Here is a 1054-nt window from a genome sequence, read left to right on the forward strand (position 1 = left end):
TCCCGCCTGGAACAACATGAGCAAGAGCGATAACTGCAAGGTGTACGTGGGCAACACCATGGTCGCGCAAAAGACCATCACCGAAGACATCGAGGTGGACAAGCACGTCACTCTGTTCATCGAGCCGCTACGCTTGCCCAGCGGCGACTGGGAGCTGTCCTACCAGATCACGCGTTTCGGGCAGAAGCCCGAGCCAGGACCGACGATCAAGTTCGTCGTCAAACTTGAACTACCCGGTGGTCAGGATCTTGATTCCGACTATGGCCACTCCGAACTGACCATGGCCTTCGATCCGCCGGATGTGGTGCGCGACGGTGTCGACAAGGCCACCGCCGAGGCAGGCGTGCTGGTCTACGCCAAACCCAAGCCCGGCGATGGCTGGCTCTACCTGAACTGCGCCGTCGGTGACGTGCTCATCCTGGCCTGGGCCGGGAAAACCGTGGAGTCCGAACCCGTCACCCAGGAACAGATCGATGATCCGGAGGGTAATCCCATCGTGGTTCTGGCCGACAAGGCCACCATCCTCTCAGCCGGAGACTCCGACGGCGTGTCGGTCAGCTACAAGATCCGCGACCGCGTGTACAACGAGTCCGAAGACTGGTGCGAGGCCGTGCGTATTGTCGTCGACACCCAGGGCTTGCGGCTGGGTGCGCCCATCCTCAAACAGGCCGACGGTCTCGTCGTGAATCTGGAGGAGCTGGGGGAAAAGCGGCCGCAGGTAGAAGTCTGGGCGGAGGACGACAACATCTTCAAAAAGAACGACGAGATCTACCTCAGCGTCTTCGGTACCGACGACGAAGGAAAAGAGATCAGTGAACTGGTGATCCAGCGTATTGAAAGCACGCCACCGGTGCGAGTCTCGATCGAGCACAACAACAGCACCCTGCGCGCCCTGGCCAAACGCACGGTGGTGTACGCCTATCATGTGCGCCGCGGCGGCGTCGTGGTCGACAACTCCAGATCCAAGTCCCGCGCTTACAGCGTTATCGGTGAGCCGACACGCCTGGCCGCGCCCATCGCGATCGACCAGATCAGTGGCGCGCTCGACCCTGAC

The 1054-nt window shown here is 61.2% G+C and carries 1 pseudogene; it reads left to right on the plus strand.

From position 1 onward, the window contains the following. Nucleotides 1-16 precede the first annotated feature (16 nt). Nucleotides 17-1054 (plus strand): annotated as a pseudogene (locus tag ACM6JQ_RS15980) (hypothetical protein); the annotation flags it as partial.

Source organism: Pseudomonas sp. IT-232MI5 (assembly GCF_949767845.1).
Classification (GTDB): Bacteria; Pseudomonadota; Gammaproteobacteria; order Pseudomonadales; family Pseudomonadaceae; genus Aquipseudomonas.